At 69.8% G+C, this 19,203-nt stretch carries 17 protein-coding genes and 1 tRNA gene; 7 read left to right on the top strand and 11 right to left on the bottom strand.

The window, feature by feature from the left end:
* Positions 1-32 precede the first annotated feature (32 nt).
* From AB0C01_RS16615 to AB0C01_RS16585, 7 genes are all read right to left on the bottom strand, one after another.
* Positions 33-743, bottom strand: coding sequence for an ABC transporter ATP-binding protein (locus AB0C01_RS16615; RefSeq protein ID WP_357251275.1), 711 nt, complete (start codon positions 741-743; stop codon positions 33-35).
* A complete protein-coding gene (locus AB0C01_RS16610) occupies positions 733-1,599 on the bottom strand; it encodes an ABC transporter ATP-binding protein (RefSeq protein ID WP_357251444.1) in 867 nt (288 codons plus the stop codon). The genes AB0C01_RS16615 and AB0C01_RS16610 overlap by 11 nt, the downstream gene beginning before the upstream one ends.
* Before the next feature lie 43 nt (positions 1,600-1,642).
* Complete coding sequence (locus AB0C01_RS16605; protein WP_357374450.1) at positions 1,643-2,833, bottom strand: branched-chain amino acid ABC transporter permease; 1,191 nt, start codon at positions 2,831-2,833, stop codon at positions 1,643-1,645.
* A complete protein-coding gene (locus AB0C01_RS16600; RefSeq protein WP_357251269.1) occupies positions 2,830-3,780 on the bottom strand; it encodes a branched-chain amino acid ABC transporter permease in 951 nt (316 codons plus the stop codon). The genes AB0C01_RS16605 and AB0C01_RS16600 overlap by 4 nt, the downstream gene beginning before the upstream one ends.
* Positions 3,781-3,889: 109 nt before the next feature.
* A complete protein-coding gene (locus AB0C01_RS16595; protein WP_357251266.1) occupies positions 3,890-5,056 on the bottom strand; it encodes a branched-chain amino acid ABC transporter substrate-binding protein in 1,167 nt (388 codons plus the stop codon).
* 209 nt (positions 5,057-5,265) lie between these two features.
* Positions 5,266-6,459 (bottom strand): hypothetical protein, encoded by a 1,194-nt coding sequence (locus tag AB0C01_RS16590; protein ID WP_357571528.1) that lies wholly within the window; start codon positions 6,457-6,459, stop codon positions 5,266-5,268.
* A 50-nt stretch (positions 6,460-6,509) separates the two neighbouring features.
* Positions 6,510-7,133 carry a response regulator gene (locus AB0C01_RS16585; RefSeq protein WP_088991522.1) on the bottom strand — a complete coding sequence of 208 codons (624 nt, stop codon included), beginning with the start codon at positions 7,131-7,133 and terminating at the stop codon, positions 6,510-6,512.
* A 105-nt stretch (positions 7,134-7,238) separates the two neighbouring features.
* Between AB0C01_RS16585 and AB0C01_RS16580 the strand changes: the two genes are divergently transcribed.
* From AB0C01_RS16580 to AB0C01_RS16570, 3 genes are all read left to right on the top strand, one after another.
* A tRNA-Leu gene (locus AB0C01_RS16580) sits at positions 7,239-7,315 on the top strand.
* A complete protein-coding gene (locus tag AB0C01_RS16575; RefSeq protein WP_357251260.1) occupies positions 7,288-8,097 on the top strand; it encodes a transcriptional regulator in 810 nt (269 codons plus the stop codon). Before AB0C01_RS16580 ends, AB0C01_RS16575 begins: the two co-directional genes overlap by 28 nt.
* Positions 8,098-8,189: 92 nt before the next feature.
* Positions 8,190-8,840, top strand: a complete 651-nt coding sequence (locus AB0C01_RS16570; RefSeq protein WP_357251257.1) for an NAD-dependent epimerase/dehydratase family protein — start codon at positions 8,190-8,192, stop codon at positions 8,838-8,840.
* On the opposite strand, the gene AB0C01_RS16565 is transcribed toward AB0C01_RS16570, so the two are convergent.
* Positions 8,841-9,992 (bottom strand): aminotransferase class I/II-fold pyridoxal phosphate-dependent enzyme, encoded by a 1,152-nt coding sequence (locus AB0C01_RS16565; RefSeq protein WP_357571560.1) that lies wholly within the window; start codon positions 9,990-9,992, stop codon positions 8,841-8,843.
* A 111-nt stretch (positions 9,993-10,103) separates the two neighbouring features.
* Between AB0C01_RS16565 and AB0C01_RS16560 the strand changes: the two genes are divergently transcribed.
* The gene (locus AB0C01_RS16560) at positions 10,104-10,583 is read left to right on the top strand and encodes an Lrp/AsnC family transcriptional regulator (RefSeq protein ID WP_124815755.1); all 480 of its coding nucleotides are present in this window, start codon (positions 10,104-10,106) and stop codon (positions 10,581-10,583) included.
* 72 nt (positions 10,584-10,655) lie between these two features.
* Positions 10,656-11,666, top strand: a complete 1,011-nt coding sequence (locus tag AB0C01_RS16555; protein WP_357571527.1) for an LLM class flavin-dependent oxidoreductase — start codon at positions 10,656-10,658, stop codon at positions 11,664-11,666.
* A 200-nt stretch (positions 11,667-11,866) separates the two neighbouring features.
* Here AB0C01_RS16555 and AB0C01_RS16550 read toward each other — a convergent pair whose 3' ends face one another.
* Positions 11,867-14,167 carry a cellulose binding domain-containing protein gene (locus AB0C01_RS16550; RefSeq protein WP_357571526.1) on the bottom strand — a complete coding sequence of 767 codons (2,301 nt, stop codon included), beginning with the start codon at positions 14,165-14,167 and terminating at the stop codon, positions 11,867-11,869.
* A gap of 252 nt (positions 14,168-14,419) precedes the next feature.
* On the opposite strand from AB0C01_RS16550, the gene AB0C01_RS16545 reads away from it, so the two are divergent.
* Positions 14,420-15,859 carry a pyridoxal-dependent decarboxylase gene (locus AB0C01_RS16545; protein ID WP_357571525.1) on the top strand — a complete coding sequence of 480 codons (1,440 nt, stop codon included), beginning with the start codon at positions 14,420-14,422 and terminating at the stop codon, positions 15,857-15,859.
* A gap of 580 nt (positions 15,860-16,439) precedes the next feature.
* On the opposite strand, the gene AB0C01_RS16540 is transcribed toward AB0C01_RS16545, so the two are convergent.
* Together AB0C01_RS16540 and AB0C01_RS16535 are read right to left on the bottom strand one after the other, a co-directional pair.
* Positions 16,440-17,489, bottom strand: a complete 1,050-nt coding sequence (locus tag AB0C01_RS16540) for a sulfite exporter TauE/SafE family protein (protein WP_357571524.1) — start codon at positions 17,487-17,489, stop codon at positions 16,440-16,442.
* Between the two features lie 323 nt (positions 17,490-17,812).
* On the bottom strand, positions 17,813-18,277 hold the full coding sequence (locus AB0C01_RS16535) for an Rrf2 family transcriptional regulator (RefSeq protein ID WP_357011130.1): 465 nt from the start codon (positions 18,275-18,277) through the stop codon (positions 17,813-17,815).
* Positions 18,278-18,533: 256 nt separating this feature from the next.
* On the opposite strand from AB0C01_RS16535, the gene AB0C01_RS16530 reads away from it, so the two are divergent.
* A complete protein-coding gene (locus AB0C01_RS16530; protein WP_357571523.1) occupies positions 18,534-19,202 on the top strand; it encodes a YceI family protein in 669 nt (222 codons plus the stop codon).
* Position 19,203 lies beyond the last annotated feature (1 nt).

Raw genomic sequence — 19,203 nt, 5'->3', positions numbered from 1 at the left:
CGCACGGGATGACCGGCCACCACACAGGTCACTCAGGCGACGCCGAGGTACGCCTCCTTGACCGCCGGGTCGTGCAGGAGCTGCTCGCCGGTGCCCTCCTTGACGATCCGGCCAGTCTCCAGCACGTACCCCCGGTGGGCCCGGGAGAGCGCCTGCTGGGCGTTCTGCTCGACCAGCAGGATGGTGGTGCCCTGCTCGTTGATCCGCGTGATGATCTCGAAGATCTGCTGGATCAACTTGGGCGCCAGCCCCATCGACGGCTCGTCCAGCAGCAGCAGCTTCGGACGGGTCATCAGTGCCCGACCCACCGCCAGCATCTGCTGCTCACCGCCGGAGAGCGTGCCACCGGCCTGCTTCCGGCGCTCGTGCAGCCGGGGGAACAGGTCGAAGACCATGGACAGGTCCTTGGTGATCTCGGCCTTGTCCCGACGGGTGTAGGCCCCCATCTCCAGGTTCTCCAGCACGGTCATGCCGGGGAACACACCACGTCCCTCCGGTGACTGCCCGATGCCCCGGATCACCCGGAGGTCGGCGCGGAGCCGGCTGACATCGTTGCCCTCGAACTTGATGCTGCCGCCGGAGATGGCGTGCAGCCCCGAGATCGCCTTCATGGTCGTGGTCTTGCCGGCGCCGTTCGCGCCGATGAGCGCCACGATCTCGCCCTGGTCCACGTGCAGGCTGATGCCGTGCAGCGCCTCGATCCGACCGTAGAGCAGCTTCAGGTTGTCGATCTCAAGCAGCATCCTCGACACCTCCCAGGTAGGCCGCGATCACCTTGGGATCGTCGCGCACCTCGGCCGGCGACCCCTCGGCGATCTTCTGCCCGAACTCCAGCACCACCAACCGGTCCACCACGCCCATGACCAGGCGCATGTCGTGCTCGATCAGCAGGACGGTGACGCCCGAGTCGCGGATCTTGCGGATCAGCTGCAGCAGGGCCACCTTCTCGGCGGGGTTGAAGCCGGCGGCCGGCTCGTCGAGGCAGAGCAGGGTGGGATCGGTGGCCAGGGCCCGAGCGATCTCCAGTCGACGCTGGTCCCCGTACGACAGGTTGCGGGCCAGGTCGCCGGCGCGGCCCTGGATGCCGACGAACTCCAGCAGCTCGCGGGCCTTCGCCTTGCCCTGTCGCTCCTCCCGCCAGTGCCGCGGCAACCGCAGCAGGGCGCTCGGGACGCTGGTCTTGTGGTTGGCGTCCGCGCCGACCTGCACGTTTTCCAGTGCCGTCATCTCCGGGAAGAGCCGGATGTTCTGGAAGGTACGTGCGATGCCCATCTTGGTGATCTGGAACCGCTTACGGCCGCTGACCTTCTCGCCCCGGAACCGGATCTGCCCGGTCGTCGGGGCGTAGACGCCCGTCATCGCGTTGAAGCAGGTGGTCTTGCCCGCGCCGTTCGGGCCGATCAGCCCGAGGATCTCCCCCTCGTAGAGGGTGAAGTTGACGTCGTTGAGGGCCACCACGCCGCCGAACCGCAGCGTGACGTGGTCGACCTCCAGCAGCGGCTTACGACCATTGGTCGGGGTCGGCTCGCTGACCACCTCGTCCGGTGTGGACGAGGTCTCCGGCGGGGTACCCACCGTCGTCCGGGCATCGATCGCCATGTCCCGCTCGCTGGTGGCGTCGCGCTCGCTACCCATCCGTGGCTCACTCAACGACAGCCACCTCCTTCTGCCGGTCCTTGAGCTCGGCGGCGCGCCGCCGGTTCGGCCAGAGACCCTGCGGTCGGAAGATCATCACGATGATCAGCAGGATCCCGAAGATGAAGTAGCGCAACGACGTCGGGCTCACGTCGAAGTCGTTACCGAAGACGGTAGCCGTCTCCGGCAGGCCGAAGACATCACCCACCGACCGCAGCCACTCCGGAATGTAGATGACCAGGAAGCCACCGAGGATCGCACCGCCGATGCTGCCCGCGCCACCGAGCAGCACCGCCGCCAACACCAGAATCGAGTTCTCCAACGAGAACGTCGAGGAGTTGACGAAGTTGGCCTGGCCGGCCCACAGCGTGCCGGACAACCCGCCGACCGCCGCGCCGATGGCGAACGCCCACAGCTTGAACCGGAAGGTCGGCACGCCCATCAGCTCGGCCGCGTCCTCGTCCTCACGGATCGCGACCCAGGCCCGACCCACCCGGCTGTTGGCCAGGTTACGGATCAGGAAGACGACACCGATGATCACGGTGAGCAGCAGCCAGTAGTACGGCTTGAACTCGAACTGGAAGATGGCGGTACCGTCCGGGTTCTTGCCCGGCGGGTGAGCCACCTGCGGGATTCCCCGGTCACCGTTGAAGATCCAGTCCTGGTTCTTGGCGATGATCCGGATCATCTCCGCGAAACCGAGCGTCACGATCGCCAGGTAGTCACCACGCAGCCGCAGCGTCGGAGCGCCCAGCAGCACACCGGACAGGAACGCCAGGGAGACCGCGATCGGCACCGTGACCAGCCAGGGCCACGGGCTCTCCAGCCAGTTGTACTCGGTGATCAGCTTGCTCTCCGGCGACGTCAACAACGCCACCGTGTACGCGCCGACGGCGAAGAAGCCGAAGAAGCCCAGGTCCAGCAGGCCCGCGTACCCGACCACCACGTTGAGACCGAGCGACAGCAGCACGATCCACGCGCAGTAGAACAGCACCGCCGCCATGTCGTTGCGCGTCGTGTACAGCGGGATCCACAGACCCGGAATGTTCAGGTACTCGTAGAACCACTTGTTCGGCAGGACGTAGAGGAAGGCGACGAAGGCCAGCAACCCGGTGATCCGGGCGGACTTCGGCAGGCCGTCGACCCGCCGACCGAAGGCACTCGATGCGGAGTGCCAACGCTCTCGCAGAGCGGTCATGCCCGCGCCCTCCCCAACGACTCGCCCAGCAGACCGGTCGGCCGGAACATGAGCAGGACGATCAACACCACGAACGCGATGAGATCCCGCCACTGCGAGCCGAACAGCGCCGACCCGTAGTTCTCGACCAGACCCAGCAGAATGCCGCCGATCGCCGCGCCCCGCAGGTTGCCGATACCGCCCAGCACCGCGGCGGAGAACGCCTTGAGGCCGAGCAGGAAGCCGATGTTGTACCGGGTGTTTCCGCTCTTCATGTCACTGAAGACAGCGGCCACACCGGCCATCAGACCACCCAGCACGAAGACCAGTGCGATCACGCGGCTCTTGTTGACACCCATCAGCGCGGCGGTGTTCGCGTCCTGCGCGACCGCGCGGATGCCCTTGCCGAAACGGGTGCGGTTAACGAACCAGTCCAGCCCGACCATCATCAGGATGGCCACGCTCAGCGTCAGCATCTGCACCGGCGTGACGCTCCAGCCACCGATGCTGAACAGCGTGTCGGAGGGCAGCAGAGCCGGCGAGCCGACCTGGCGGCGCTGGGTCAGCGTGCCCATCAACTCCATCAGCGCGTACGACGCGCCGATGGCCGTGATCAGGAAGGCCAGTGGTGGCGCGTTGCGCCGCCGTAGCGGACGGTATGCGGTAACCTCGATCAGTAGTGCGACGCTGCCGGACAGCAACGCCGCCGCCACGATCGCGAGTGCGATGAGGAGCAGCGCCTTACCCACCGACGGAGCGCCGCTGTTGCTATCAAGCCCGAAGGCCGCCCAGGTCCAGATGGCACCGAACGTGCCGATCATGAAGACCTCGGAGTGCGCGAAGTTGATCAGGCGAAGTACGCCGTAGACGAGGGTGTAGCCAAGGGCGATGAGCGCGTAGATCGCTCCTTGCACCAACCCGGTTGTGGTCAGTTCCGGGAAGCCCCGGACGAGTTCTGCAAAGTCCACCGATGCTCCGAAGGGTGTTGCGCTGAGTCGACGCGGCCGGGGTTACACACCCCGGCCGCCTCGAAACAGCTCTGTTCGTCACGCCCTCAACCTGTGACCCCCAACGGGATCAGGCCTTCGGGACCTCCACGTCAGGAGCCCACGCACCGGCCTTCGCCTTGAAGGCCCACACCTTGACCTGCGCCGGGTCCAGCTCGCCGGTCGGCTCCCACTTGTAGGTCACGCCAGAGGCGGAACCGGCCTTGTTGTAGGTGGAGAGGAAGGCCTGGATGTCGGCGCGGGTGGTCTTGCCGCCCTTGATCGCCTCGAGGTAGATGTTGGCCAGGTCGAACGACACGTCCGCGTACACACCCGGGTCCACGTTGTACTTGGCCTTGAAGTCGGTCACGAAGGTGCCCTTGGCCGCGGTGGCGGGGCCACACGGGCAGGTCGCGATGGTGCCCTCGACGTCCTTCTGCCCGGTCACCGACAGCATGTTGGCGTCGTTGATGCCGTCGCCGCCGATGAACGTGCCGGTCCAGCCCGCAGCCCGCAGCTGCTTCAGGAACGGCGCCGCCTCCTCGGTGTAACCCGCGTAGAACAGCACCGTCGCGCCGCTGGTCTTCACCTTGGAGATCTGCGCACCGAACTCCTGCGCGTTGTCGACGACCTTGTCGGTGCCGATGATCAGCGAACCGAGGCCCTTCTTGGCCTCGTCAGCCAGACCCGCGCCGTACGCCGACTGGTCGTCGATGACGAAGGCCTTCTGGGCCTTCAGCACGTTCTTGATGTAGCTGGCGATCGCCGGACCCTGGGAGAAGTCGTTACCCACACCGCGGTGGAAGACCTTCCAGCCCTTCTCCGAGAGGCTCGGCCGCGTGGCCGACGGGCTGATGACGGCGAGACCCGCGGTGTCGAAGATCGGCAGCGCGACCTCGCTCTCACCGGAGAACGCCGGTCCGACCATCGCCACGATCTTCGTGTCGGCCGCCGCGCTGGTCGCGAGGCCACCGGCCAGGTCGGCCTTGCCCTGCGAGTCGAACGCCTGAACGGTGACCTTGCAGTCCGCGTTCTCCGCGTTGTACTTCTCCACGGCCAGGTCGGCACCCTGCTTCATCGGGGTGACCAGGCCGGCGTCGGCGCCGGAGAGCGCGCCGAAGAAACCGATCTTGAGGTCGCACGCCTTGTTGGCGGAACCTTCCGACGTGCCCTCGTCCTTCTTACATGCGCTGGCGCCGCCGGCAACAAGCGCCAAGATGGCGACGCTGCCGAGGACGCGCACGAAGTTTTGCCTCAAGGCTGGAACCCCTCCTCCGTCCAGAAGCCCGCCGGCACCTGGCAGAACGCCAAGGCGACAACGGACCGGACCGTTCACCCGGTCTGGGGCGGGACGTTATCCCACAAGCACTACTCACCGTAAGGTGTCGTAGGCGGCATTGACTCAACCGTTACCAGAGAGGGGGAACCTCGCGTTTAGATGTCACATCGGCGGATGTCGACAACCCGTCAGACGTGCCCGGAAGGCGCGAACCACACCTTCGCCGCCACCCCGTCATCGACGGTGACCACCATCCGACCGTCCTGCGTCGCAACCGCCCCCGATGTGTCCCCACCAGCGGAGACCTCCACCGGCAGCGCCACCGGCACCCACGACGCGCCATCCGCGGCCGACCGCCACAGCCGATGTCCGTCGGCCGCCACCGTCATCGCCAGCAACACGTCACCACCGCCGGCGGCCGCCTCCACCCCCGCCACCGCCCCGGTTCCCGTCGCCCCGAATCCGGCGACCGCCCGCCACTCGCCCGCACCCGTCGCCGTCCCCGGCGACCCGGCGCCGGGCACGAACGCCCACGCCTGGAACCCGCTGCCCCGCACTCCCAGGGCGTGCACGACGGCACCGACCCGGACGAGACGCTGCACGATCTCGTCCGCGTTCGTCGCTGGCAACGCCAGCCGCGTCCACGTCCGGCCCTCCCCCGACCAGACGAACGGATCACGGTCGGCCCGGTCCGCCGGCCGGCCGGCGCCACCGACCAACCAACCGTCGGGTACCGCGAGCGCATCCGTGGCGATCGTCGTCAGCCTCGAATCACTTGCCAACCCGGGGGCGTCGTCGACCAACGCGAAGCCGGCCGCGTCCGGGGAACGCCACACCGCCGCGCCGCCCGTCCGGGCACCCGCGATCAGCCACCCGCCGGCGCCGCCCGCGATGCGGCTGACGCTGACCGCGTCCGGTCCGCCGTACAGCTCGAACTCCGCCGGCACCTCGGTCAGACCGCCGTCGGCGTCCTGCCGCCACGTCCGCACCCGTGGATTGCCGTGCGCACCACCCGAGCGGGCCCCGACGACGGCGATCCGGCCCTCGTGACAGCCGACGGCATAGAGGATCGCGCGCTCGCCGTAGTAACTGATCGGTCGCGACGGCAGCGGCACCCAACCTCGGCCGTCCGCGCTGCGCCAGGCCGCCGGCCGGGTTCCGCCGTCCGCGGCACCCACCGCGCCGACCGCGTACCACTGACCAGCGCAGGCGGTCACATCGCGCACGATGAGCCGACCGGGGGAACCCGGGGGCACCGGCAGATCCGCCTTCTCCCACCGTGGGCGGACCGGTTCGGGTGGGCGCTCGTCCTCGGTGGCCCGGCAGCCGGCGAGCAGCGCGACGGCAACCACGAACATCGCGATCGCACGCCGGACCGACACGCAGGTGATGCTATCGATCCGATCGCGCGCGGCCGAGCCCCTGACAACGATCAGACGGTCGGCTGCTGCGACACCTCGCCGCCGGCGGTCTCCGCGAGGATCCGCTCGGCGACCTCCTTCATGGTCATCCGGTGGTCCATCGCCGTGCGCTGGATCCACTTGAACGCCTGCGGCTCGGTCATCCCGTACGTGGTCATCAACGCGCCCTTGGCGCGCTCCACCGCCTTGCGGATCTCCAGGCGGTCGGTCAGGCTCGCGACCTCCGCCTCCAGGGCCGCGACCTCGGAGTAGCGCGACAGCGCGATCTCCACCGCCGGGACCAGGTCGCTCTTCTGGAAGGGCTTCACGAGGTACGCCATCGCGCCCGCCGCCCGCGCCCGCTCGACCAGGTCACGCTGGCTGAACGCGGTCAGGATGATCACCGGGGCGATCCGGGCGCCGGCGATCCGCTCGGCGGCGGCAAGCCCATCCATGATCGGCATCTTGATGTCGAGGATGACCAGATCCGGCTTCAGCTCCTCGGCAAGGCGGACGGCTGTCTCACCGTCCCCGGCCTCCCCCACCACCTCGTAACCCTCTTCGACGAGCATCTCGGCGAGGTCCAGCCGGATCAGCGCCTCGTCCTCGGCGATCAACACGCGCCTGCGCTCGGCATCCGTCGGCATCTCAGCCACCAGCCCTACCCCCACCAGTCATGAGCCGACACCAACCCGACCGGGTGTCGCCGCCCTCAGCGTAGTAGGTAACCTATGGGAGGCCACCAGAGCATTCGGCCAAGCGTCCCCGTATTCCAACCGGCAGAGAAGCGGAGCTCAAACCTCCGACAGTGTGGGTTCGAATCCCACCGGGGGCACCAAAGGTGTCGTACGGCTGTTCAAAAATCGTCATGTGCATCCACCTGAACTACGCATTCGTGCGCGGCAGCAGCACCTCGCCGGCAGTACGGTCGCCGAGGTTGCCAGACGTCTGAGACTTCCGTACCCGACGGTCAGGGGCTGGTGCAAGCACCAGGTCGAGCCGAGAAGGTCCAGCAGCGAGCTTCGTTGCTTTCGCTGCCGGCCGGAGGTCAAGAATCAGACAGATCCGTCTGCATACCTCTACCTGCTCGGTCTCTACCTGGGCGACGGGCATCTCGTCACCTCCGCACGGGTACCGGTGCTGCGCATCGCTTGTAGCAGCAGTTGGCCGGGCTTGATCGAGGCGTGCGACGTCAGCATGCGGCAGGTGCTCGCGGCGAAGGTCCAGCGCGTCCAACAGCCTGGTTGCGTCAGCGTGCAGAGCTCCGGCAAGCACTGGCCATGCCTGCTTCCGCAGCATGGTCCCGGCAAGAAACACGAACGTCGAATCATTCTCGCCGATTGGCAACGGGACATCGTCGCGACGCATCCGGGTGACTTCCTGCGTGGGTTGTTCCACTCCGACGGCTGCCGGTTCGCCAACCGGGTGACCGTGCGCGGCAAGTCCTACGTCTACCCGCGCTACATGTTCGTCAACGAGTCGGCCGACATCATGGCGCTGTGCCAGTGGAGCCTCGACCTGCTGGGCATCGCCTGGCGGATGAACCGACCCAACTCGCTGTCGGTGGCGCGGCGCGGCGCGGTCGCCGCCCTGGACCGGCACGTCGGCCCGAAGTACTGACCGCTACCTGCGCGGATCACCCCGATCGTGGAAGCCTGGCAGACGCGCGGGCGGATGGCCGGTGGCGGGTTCGACGACAGGGGTGGGAACTGATGCGGGTGGTCATCTTCGGCGCGACCGGCATGGTGGGCCAGGGAGTGCTGCGGGAGTGCCTGCTCGCCGACGACGTGCGGGAGGTGGTGACGATCGGCCGGCGGCCGACCGGCCGGCAGGATCCGAAGCTGCGGGAGCTGACGGTCGCCGACGTCGGCGAGTTGGACCCGCTGCGCGCCGAGTTGACCGGCGTGGATGCCTGTTTCTACTGCCTGGGGGTGTCCTCGCTGGGCCTGGACGAGGCGGCGTACACGCGGGTCAGCTACGACTACCCACTCGCGGCGGCGCGGCTGTTGGCGGAGGTGAGCCCGCGGGCCACGTTCGTCTACGTTTCGGGTGTGGGGACCGATTCGTCGGAGCGAGGTCGGGTGATGTGGGCGCGGGTCAAGGGTCGTACCGAGAACGCGGTGATCGATCTGCTGCCCAACGGGTACGCGGCCCGGCCGGGGTTCATCCAGCCGACGTACGGGGCGGTGTCGAGGACGCGCTGGTACCGGGTGCTCTATGCGGCGACCAGTCCGCTGGTCCCGGTGCTGCGCCGACTTTTCCCCAACCAGGTCACCACCACGGACGGGATCGGTCGGGCGATGCTGCGGGTGGCCCGGGAGGGCTCGCCAACGCGCGTGCTGGGTAACCGCGAACTGCGCTGATCAGGCGATCGTTTCGAGGGCCTGGGCGAGGTCGGCGCGGAGGTCTTCGGCGTCTTCCAGGCCGACGGAGAGACGCAGGAGGCCGGCCGCGGGTTTCGCGTCGCCGTCCACCGGGCGGTGGGTGAGCGAGGCGGGGTGCTGGATGAGGGTGTCGACGCCGCCGAGGGACACCGCGTGCGTGATGAGGTGGCAGGCGCCGGCGACGGCGGCCGCGGCGGGTGCGCCGCCGCGTACCTCGAAGGCGAGCAGGCTGCCGGGTCCGGCCATCTGGCGACCGACCAGCGCCGCCGGGTCGTGCGCCGAGGGGTGGTGCACCCGGTGTACGGAGGGGTGGCCGGCGAGCCAGCCGGCGAGCTTCTCGGCGCTGGCCTGCTGGGCGCGCACGCGCAGCGGCAGGGTCTGCAGGCCGCGGTGCAGCAGGTAGCCGCCGAGCGGGTGCAGGATCGCGCCGGTGACCGCGCGGACCTGACGTAGTCGCGCGGCCCAGTCGGCGTCGCAGGCGACGATGCCGGCGAGGACGTCGCCGTGTCCACCGATGCTCTTGGTGGCGCTGTGCAGGACGAGGGTGGCGCCGTGCCGGGCGGGTTGTTGCAGGACGGGGGTGGCGACGGTGTTGTCGACGAGCAGCGGGACGTCGCCGGCCGCGGCGGCGAGCGCGGCGATGTCGACCAGGTCGAGGGTGGGGTTGGCGGGCGTCTCGGCGATGACCAGCGCGGTGTCGGGGCGGATGGCGGCGGCGACCTCGTCGGGGCGGGCCCAGGTGACGGTGGTGCCGAGCAGGCCGGTGGCGAGGACGTGGTCCGTTCCGCCGTAGAGGGGCCGGACGGCGACGACGTGCCGGCGGTCGTCGCGGGCGGCGGCGAGCAGGGTGGCGGTGAGGGCCGCCATGCCGCTGGCGAAGGCGACGGCCTGCGCGGTGCCTTCCAGCTCGGCGAGGGCGGTTTCGAAGCGGGCGACGGTGGGGTTCCAGAGCCGCTGGTAGACGGCGCCGCCGGCGCTGGGGAGGGTGCCGCCGGTGGCGAGTTGTTCGTACGCGGCGCCGCCGTCGTCGACCGAGGGCAGTGGGTTGGTGGTGGACAGGTCGATGGGCGGCACGTGCACGCCGAGGGCGCGGAGGTCGTCACGACCGGCGTGTACGGCCCGGGTGTCCATCGCTGTCATGCCGGGTAGCGTCGAACATCTCCTGCTTGGGAAGCAATGGTTCGGCAGATGATTCTGTCCAGGGCATTGGTTTCGACGGAGGATTCGGGTGAGGATGGCCGGATGTCTCCTGAGCCGAACGATGTGCGGCCGTATCCGGCCCTGGACGAGGTGGACCGCGCGATCCTGACCGAGCTGGCGGCGGACGGCCGGCTGCCGAACAACGCCCTCGCCGAGCGGGTGGGGGTGGCGCCGTCGACGTGTCTGACCCGTACCCGGGCGCTGCGCGAGCGGGGCGCGATCCGCGGCTTCCACGCCGAGGTGGACCCGGCCGCGCTCGGGCTGCCGTTGCAGGCGCTGGTGTCGGTACGGCTGACCGCGCACGAGCGGGCGGCGGTGGATGCCTTCCGGGCCCGGTCGGTGCGGCTGCCCGGAGTGGTCTCGGTGTTCCACGTGGCCGGTGCGGAGGACTACGTGCTGCACGTGCGGGCGGCGTCCGGTGACGCGCTGCGCGACTTCGTGCTGGACCACCTCGCGGTCGATCCGGTGGTGCAGCACACCCAGACCAGTCTGATCTTCGAACAGGCGCGCGGGATGGGCTGAGCAGCGGGTGAGCTGGCCGACGAAAACCCGTTTGCCGGAACAAAGCCGGCCCGAGACGGGTTGGCTGAGCGTGTGATCACCGTACCGTTGTCTGTTCTTGATCTTGCCCCGGTCGCCAAGAGCACCACCGTCGGCGCGGCCCTGGAGGCCACCACGGAGTTGGCCCGCCGCACCGAGGAGTTGGGCTACCACCGGTTCTGGGTGGCCGAGCACCACAACATGCCGGCGATCGCCAGCTCCGCGCCCGCCGTGCTGCTGGCGCACCTGGCGGCGAACACGTCGACGATCCGCCTCGGCTCGGGTGGGGTGATGCTGCCCAACCACGCGCCGTTGGTGGTGGCGGAGCAGTTCGGCACCCTGGAGGCGCTGCACCCCGGCCGGATCGACCTGGGCATCGGGCGGGCGCCGGGCACCGACCAGGTGACCGCGCTGGCGCTGCGGCGCACCATGGAGGGCCTGTCCGCGGAGGGTTTCCCACGCGAGCTGGCCGACCTGATGAACTACTTCAGCGGGGAGAAGCCGGGGCAGATCATCGCCACCCCGGGCCACGGTGAGCAGCCGGCCGTGTGGCTGTTGGGCTCCAGCGGTTTCAGCGCCCAGCTCGCCGGCCTGCTCGGTCTGCCGTTCTCCTTCGCGCACCACTTCAGCTCGGCGAACACCCTGCCGGCGCTGGCCCTGTACCGGCAGAACTTCCGACCGTCGCAGTGGCTGGACAAGCCGTACGCGATGGTGGCGGTCAACGCGGTGTGCGCGGAGACCGACGAGCGGGCCGAGTGGCTGGCGGGGCCGAGCGCGTTGTCGTTTCTGAAGTTGCGCTCCGGCCGGCCGGAACCGCTGTCGACGCCCGACGAGGCGGCGGCGTACCCGTACTCCGAGATCGAGCGGGAGTTCGTCCTGCAACGCCGCGACGGTCAGGCGATGGGCTCGCCGGAGACGGTGCGCCGGCAGCTCACCGAACTGGTGGAACGCACCGGCGCGGACGAGCTGATGCTGACCACGCTGGTGTACGACGTCGCCGACCGGGTGCGGTCGTACGAGTTGATCGCCGAGCAGGTGGCGGGCGGTCTGCACCGGGGGGCATGAAACACGATCTTCACGTCAGCGTCACCCTGCCGACCCCGATGCTGCCTAATGTTGGTGCCGGTGGTGGTACGGCATACCCGGTCGGGACGGGTCGGGAATGCCGCGGTGTGGCGCACCGGGCCGGAGCTGAGCGGATTCCGCGGCTGCGGCCCGGTGCCTGCCACCCTAGGCGACCCCGCTCGGGTCCGCCAGGGGTCAGATCAACGTAGGTAGATATTCGGGGTGGGTGGGCTGGCCATTCCGTCGCCGATGAAGAACCCCGGGTGTGGCGGCTGGTTGTAGGCCGTGTTCTGCCACGCGATCGCCACCCGGTACTGCGGATCGTGCATCAGGGTGTGGATCCGGGTGCTGGTCGGCGTGGGTGTGCTGTAGATGCGCAGGGCCCGACTGTCGCTGGTTCGCCAGATCACCTCCTCCCGCCAGTCACCCAGGATGTCGCCGGAGAGCGCCGGAGTGGACTTGGTGCCGTTGTTGGACGCCACCTGGTCGCCGGTGAGCAGCCGGGTCTCGCCGCCGGTGCCGTACTTGTCGATCTTCGTGCCGTCCAGCAGCTCGCGGATCGGGTCGCCGTCCCACCAGGCGAGGAAGTTCGCCGACGACGGCTTGCGCCCGATGTTCTGACCTCTGGTGTTGGCCAGCCCGCCGACCGCCGACGACCACGACTCCGCGCCGGGGCTGCCGGCCCAGATGTCCGCCGAGACACCCCGGCCGTTGTCGCCGGAGGCCGGCGTGGACCACAGGATCTGACCGGTACGGGCGTCGGCGAACCAGGAGCTGGGCTTGCTGGCGTCCTCGTCGACCTTGAACACCTCCAGGCCGGCGCGGCCCGGGTCGAGGTCACCGACGTGCATCGCGTCGCCGTGCCCGTTGCCCGTCGAGTAGAGCAACCGACCGTTGTCGTCGATGGTGGCGGCGCCGTAGACGATCTCCTGGCGGCCGTCGGCGTCGACGTCGGCCACCGAGAGCTGGTGGTTGCCCTGGCCGGCAGCGGCGCCGTTGCCGGAGGAGTTCGAGTCGAACGTCCAGCGCCTGGTCAGCGTGCCGTTGCGGAAGTCCCACGCCGCGATCACCGCGCGGGTGTAGTAACCCCGGGCCATGATCAGCGAGGGGCGCTGCCCGTCCAGGTACGCGGTGCCGGCGAGGAACCGGTCCACCCGGTTGCCGTACGAGTCGCCCCAGGACGACACCGTGCCGCGCGGCGGGTCGTAGCTGACGGTGGAGAGCACCGCGCCGGTCTGACCATTGAACATGGTCAGGTACTCCGGACCGGCCAGCACGTAGCCGCCGGAGTTGCGGTGGTCCGCCGACGACGAACCGATGAGCTGGCCGGTGCCGGAGCGGGTGCCGTCGGCGGTCTTCATGGCCACCTCGGCGCGGCCGTCGCCGTCGTAGTCGTACACCTGGAATTGGGTGTAGTGGGCGCCGGCCCGGATGTTGCGGCCCAGGTCGATCCGCCACAGCCGGGTGCCGGTCAGGGTGTACGCGTCGACGTAGACGTTCCCGGTGTAGCCGGACTGCGAGTTGTCCTTGGCGTTCGACGGGTCCCACTTGAGCACGATCTCGTAGCTGCCGTCGCCGTTGAGGTCCCCGACCGAGGCGTCGTTGGCGCTGTAGGTGTAGCTCTCCCCGCTGGGGGTGGTGCCACCGGCCGGGACCTGCAACGGCACGTCCAGGTAGCCGTTGCCGAACTGCAGCGCCGGTGCCGACGCCGCCTGTTCGGCGCCGCCGACCACGGCCCGCACGGTGTACGCCGAGCCGGCCGCCGCGCCGCTGTCGAGGTAGGTGGTGGCGCCGGTGATCGGGCTGGCATTGACCCTGATTGATCCCCGGTAGAGGTTGAACGCCACCCCGGAGGTCTCGGTGCCGAGCAGCCGCCAGGACACCAGGTTGCCGCTGCCGGAGCGGACGCTGACCAACCCTCGGTCCAGGTTCTCCATCTGTTTCGCCCCGGCCGGAGGTGTGGTCGGAGGCGGAGTCGTCGGGGGTGGCGTGGTCGGGGGTGGCGTGGTCGGGGGTGGCGTGGTCGGGGGCGGAGTCGTCGGCGGTGGGGTCGTCGGCGGTGGGGTGGTCGGTCCGTCGGTGGCCGGGGTGCCGGTGCAGGTGGCGCCGTTGAGCGCGAAGGTGGTCGGCACCGGATTGCTGCCGGTCCACGAACCGTTGAAGCCGAACCCGGCGCTGCCGTTGGTGGCGATGGCGGCGTTGTAGTCGACGTTACGGGCGGTGACCTGGGCGCCGGACTGGGTGACGGCGGCGCTCCACGCCTGGGCGACCTGTTGCCCGGCGGGGTACGACCAGGTGAGAGCCCACCCGTCGACCGGGTCGCCGAGGTTGGTGACGGTGACGTTGGCGCCGAAGCCGCCCTGCCACTGGTTGGTGATCTGGTAGTCGACCCGGCAGCCGACAGCGGCGGCCGAGGCGACCACCGTGCCGAGGGTGCCGGCCACGACGGCGGCGGCCGTCGTGCCGGCGAGCAGGATCAGCCGATGTCTGGACGGGTGCATGGACTGCCTCCGAGGATCCGCGGGTGATCGCGGCGGCCCACCGGCCCTGCCCGGCACGCACAGTGGACCCGTCTCGCCGCTACGGCGGCGGACGGCGATCTGATCGGGGGTGAAACGCCCTGGAACTCGCGGATCCGACTCACCGCGCATCGTAGGGCAAGCGCTTTCCGAACCGCAACATCGATGAGCGTTGTTCGATGCCGCACCGGCCTCCCCTTGCCCCGACGATCGATGCCTGATCAACTCCTTCGGATGAGTGCTCCCCACATGGACCCCGCCGAGTTCCGTCGCGCCGGCCACGCCGTCGTCGACTGGATCGCCGACTACTGGACGACGCTCGCGCAACGACCGGTCACCCCCGCCGATCCCCCCGGCACGGTGGCCGCCGCTCTGCCGACCGCACCACCCACCGTCGGCGGCGAACCGGTCGAGGCGGTCCTCGCCGACCTGGATTCGATCGTCCTACCCGGACTGACCCACTGGCAGCACCCCGGCTTCTTCGGCTACTTCCCCGCCAACACCTCCGGCCCGAGCGTGCTCGGTGACCTGGTCAGCTCCGGGCTCGGCGTCCAGGGCATGCTCTGGGCCACCAGCCCCGCCTGCACCGAACTGGAGACGGTGCTGATGGACTGGCTGGCCCAACTGCTGGACCTGCCGCAGCGGTTCCGCTCCACCGACACCGGCGGTGGGGTCATCCAGGACTCGGCGTCCTCGGCGACCCTGGTGGCCACCCTGGCCGCGCTGCACCGGGCCAGCGCTGGCCGCTGGCGCGACACCGGCCTCGACAGGCGCTACCGCGCCTACACCTCCGTGCACGGTCACTCCTCCATCGAGAAGGCCGCGCGGATCGCCGGGCTGGGCAGCGACGGCGTCCGTCCGATCGCGGTGGACCCGGACAGCCAGGCACTGCTGCCGGACGCGCTCCGCGCGGCGATCGAGGCCGACCTGGCCGTCGGAGACGTACCCGCCATCGTGGTGGCGACCATCGGCACCACCTCCACCACCGCGATCGACCCGCTGCCCGAGATCGGAGCCATCTGCGCCGAGTACGGAATCTGGCTGCACGTGGACGCCGCGTACGCCGGCTCCGCCGCCGTCTGCCCCGAACTGCGGTGGTCCCACGCCGGCGTGGAGTACGCCGATTCGTACTGCTTCGACCCGCACAAGTGGCTGCTCACCGGATTCGACTGCAACGCGTTCTGGGTGGCCGACCGCGCCGAGTTGATCGACGCGCTGACCGTGCTGCCGGAGTATCTGCGTAACGCGGCAACCGAATCCGGCGCGGTGATCGACTACCGGGACTGGCAGGTGCCGCTGGGCCGACGGTTCCGCGCCCTGAAGCTGTGGTTCGTGGTGCGCTGGTACGGCGCCGAGGGGCTGCGGGCACACATCCGCTCCGGGGTGGCGTTGGCCGAGCGGTTCGCCCAACGGGTGCGCGCCGACGACCGGTTCGAACTGACGACAGCACACCCCTTCGCGCTGGTCTGCTTCCGGCTGCGCGCCGACGACGACGTCAACGCCGCGCTACTGGCCGCGGTGAACGCCACCGGACGCGTGTACCTGACGCACACCCGCATCGCCGGCCGCTACACGCTGCGACTGGCGGTCGGCTCGCCGCAGAGCACCGAGGCGCACGTGGACGAGGCCTGGACACTGCTCGCCGAGGCGGCCGACAGCCTGCCCACCCCCTAGGTTCTGTGGGGTCGTCGTCGCGTGACCCCTGCACCCCGCGCCCTTGCTGGCGAGCACCTGTTCGAGGGGCCGAGAGGGGGTGTCGAGACGTCCTCGGCTGTCAAGGTCGTGCTCGATCATGGATGTAGTGGCCTCCCGACGCCTCGTGGCCACTACATCCACGATCGAGCGTGATCTTGGTGGCTCGACCGTGGCGATCGCGACGTCTGACCGGGCGTCGCTTCATCCCGCGCCCCGCACCCCGCGCGCACCCCGCACCCCGCACCCCGCACCCCGCACCCCGCACCCCGCACCCCGCACCAAGATCTACGCAACTTCCCTGATGTTGCTGCCTCCGACGCGCGCGCGGCAGCAACATCCCCGTTGTTGCGCGGATCTTTCTGGCGAGTGCCCGTTCAAGGGGCCGGGAGCGGGTGTCGAGACGTCCTCGACCGTCAAGGTCATGCTCGATCATGGATGTAGTGGCCACGAAGCGCGGGGAAGCCACTACATCCACGATCGAGCGTGACCTTGGTGGCTCGACCGTGTCGATCGCGACGTCTGACCGGGCGTCGCTTCATCCCGCTGCCCCCAGATGGGTTCAGCGAGTGGTGGGCGTACCCGTGGCGGCGAGATCGGCCGCGACCGCGCCGGCGGAAGCAACGACGGGCACCTCGGCGGGCGCGCTCGCGGCGGGCACGGCCGCGGCGGGCACGGCCACGGCGGGCACGGCCACGGCGGGCACGGCCACGGCGGGGGAAGCGCCTGCGGCCTCGGCGGCTTCGGCGCGAGCCCGGCGAGTGCGGCGAAGGGCGCGCACGGCCAGCACCAGGGCGGCCAGCCAGCCGGCGGCCAACAGGGCGTACGTGACAGGGCGGACCGGGCCGTCGAGTTCGGCGGAGCGAATCAGCGTGCGGGCGTTGGTCAGCACGATCACGCCGCCGACCGCCGCACCGAGCAGTTGGGCGGGCACGATGCGCACCAGCCAGGCGGCCAGCGGGGCGGCGATGAGCCCGCCGATCAGCAACGCGGCGACGGTCGGGAGCAGAAACCCCTCGGAGCCCAGCCCGATCAGGAAGCCGACGCTTGCCGCACCGGCCACGACGAACTCGGCGGTGTCCACCGAGCCGATCACCTTGCGGGGCTCCATCCGCCCGGAGACGAGCAGCGCCGGGGTGGCCACCGGACCCCACCCACCGCCGCCGGTCGCATCGACGAAGCCGGCGACCAGGCCCAGGGGTCCGAGGAAACGTCCGCGTAGCCGGCTGCCGACGCGGTCGGTGCGTAGCGGTCGGGCGAAGCGGACCAGCAGGTACGCGCCGAGCGTGAAGAGGATGCCCGCCATCCACGGCGCGGCCGCCTTGGTGGAGATCGAGCTGAGGAGGGTGGCACCTGCGAAGGCACCGATGGCGCCGGGCAGGGCGATGCGGGTGACCACCCGCCAGTCGACGTTGCCGAAGCGCCAGTGCGCGAACCCGGCGGCGAGCGTGGTGCCGATCTCGGCCAGGTGCACCGAGGCCGAGGCGGCGGCCGGGGCGACCCCGGCGACCAGCAGCAGAGTGGACGAGGTCAGCCCGTACGCCATGCCGAGCGAGCCGTCGATCAGCTGCGCGACGAGCCCGACCAGAGCGAGAACCAGCAGCTTGCGCACGAGCGCCCCCTGACTTTTCGGTATCTCCTATCGACTTGGTCGACAATGCGGCACGGGGCGGCCTCGGTCAAGCCTCTGATCGGTGGATGGGACGCCGCCGTCCGACGCACCACGGTCGATGCGAGCCGCGCCGCGGCAGACACCGCCGCGCCACACGGCGGCGTGACGCGGCAACGGCCGGAGACGCGGCGCAGCGCGGGCGACCAGCGCGACGCCGGCGAACCAGGCCAGGACGGCGGGCCAGCGAACCCGGCCAGCGCGACGCCGGCGAACCAGGCCAGGACGGCGGCCCGGCGAACCAGACCAGGACGGTGGGGCGGTGGTCAGATCCAGGCGCGCGGGTCGGCGACCAGTTCGGTGATCCGCGGGGGCAGGGTGCCTGCGGCCACGTCGGCGACGCTGACCAACTCCAGGATCTCCCGTTCGCTGGCCCGGAGAGCGATCCAGACCTCTTGGAGCGCGCGGGCCGGGCCGTGGTAGCCGAGTTGCTCGGGACGCTGCCCGCGGACGTGGGCGAGCGGGCCGTCGATCACCCGGATCACCTCGGCGAGCGAGATCTCCTCGGCCGGGCGGGCCAGCCAGTAGCCGCCCTCCGGGCCGCGCTGGGCGTGCACGATGCCGCCCCGGCGCAGTTGCAGCAGGATGCTCTCCAGGAACTTCGGCGGGATCTCCTGGGCACGGGCGATCTGGTCGGCCGTGACGGGCCGGCCGCGCCCAGGACCACTGGCCGTCGCGGCAAGCTCGGCGGCCGCGCGGAGGGCGTAGTCGACCCGGGCGGAGAGGCGCATGTCGGCAAGGTTAGCCCCCGGTCAACCGGCCGGGCGGGCGACCCTCGGCCGAACGGATAGGCATCGATGGGACCCGCGCAATTCACGCCGGTTCCGGCAGTCGACGAGGACCGGTCAAAGTGCGCCATGATCCACCGTGAGGTGGGGGCCGGAATGCCGGTCTGGCGCGTCCTTATGCTGGGCGGGGGCGCGACCGCCAGACCGTTGCAGCGGCGCCGGGCAGCACATTGATAAACATCGGGGGGAAGGCAACACGATGACCGATATCGCCACACGCACCTGGGATGGCATGACCATCCCGGTCGCTGGCACCTATCTTCTCGATCAGGCGCACAAGCGGATCGGTTTCCTGTCCCGGCACATGATGGTGAGCCCGGTGCGCGGCGAGTTCGCCGAGGCCACCGCACAGATCTTCGTGGCGGAGGACCCGCTGCTCTCCTCGGTGACGTCGACCATCATGTCGGCCAGCATCACCACCGGAAGTGTCGACCGGGACACACATCTGAAGAGTGCCGACTTCCTCGACGTGGAGCGCTATCCCACCCTCGAATATCGAAGCACCGGTATCAAATGGCAGGGCCAGGAGGATCCCATCTTCCAATGGGCCCGCCTGCGTAGCCACCGGCTCGGCGGACGGGGGCGGAGTCCGATTGTCCCGCCGCTGTCCGAGGGCACCCCCGGGCGATTCGTGCTGACCGGTGAGTTGACCGTGAAAGGAATCACCCGGGCTGTCGACCTGGAGGTGAATTTCGGCGGTGCCCGTCAGGATCCGTACGGGCAGAACATCTTCGGGTTCAGCGCGACGGCTGAGATCAACCGCGAGGACTACGGCCTGCTCTGGAACGTCCTGCTGGAGAGCGGCGGGGTCCTGGTCGGCAAGACGGTGCAGATCGAGATCGCCGGCGAGGCCATCCACCAGGCCTGAC

It is taken from the genome of Micromonospora sp. NPDC048905 (assembly GCF_040649655.1).
Lineage (GTDB): Bacteria > Actinomycetota > Actinomycetes > Mycobacteriales > Micromonosporaceae > Micromonospora.
Note: the sequence above shows the minus strand (reverse complement) of the source record. Positions and strands in the feature narration are given on the sequence as shown.